Below are 312 nucleotides of genomic sequence, written 5' to 3'. Positions count from 1 at the left end.
TCGCGCTTTAAGTGAATAAGTTTTAACTGTTTATTTGCTGGCACTACCCCAATTAACAACAACGATTAGTTGGGGTATAAAATAATAAAAACTGTCAAGGTACTGCGTTGAAAACCCATCTTGGTCGTCGTCCATTCTCAGCTATGGAGCTGCATACGCTCTATACCGGATATATTTATAGTGATACTCGGCTTGCCCGCGAACAAGCTAAGCACTGGCACTTTTGGCTGCCTTTAATTGCTTACTACAGTGGCGCTTACAGTGATGAAATTGGCCATTTAACCCTAGATGACTTGGTGGTTAAAAATAGCA

1 protein-coding gene is annotated in these 312 nt (G+C 41.3%); it reads left to right on the top strand.

Annotation, left to right across the window (positions count from 1 at the left end):
* Window positions 1–107 precede the first annotated feature (107 nt).
* Window positions 108–312 (top strand): hypothetical protein (locus SB749_RS19075; RefSeq protein ID WP_410711685.1); only part of this gene is annotated, 205 nt, incomplete at its 3' end.

It is taken from the genome of Brevibacterium sp. SIMBA_078 (assembly GCF_046534565.1).
Classification (GTDB): domain Bacteria; phylum Actinomycetota; class Actinomycetes; order Actinomycetales; family Brevibacteriaceae; genus Brevibacterium.
Note: the sequence above shows the minus strand (reverse complement) of the source record. Positions and strands in the feature narration are given on the sequence as shown.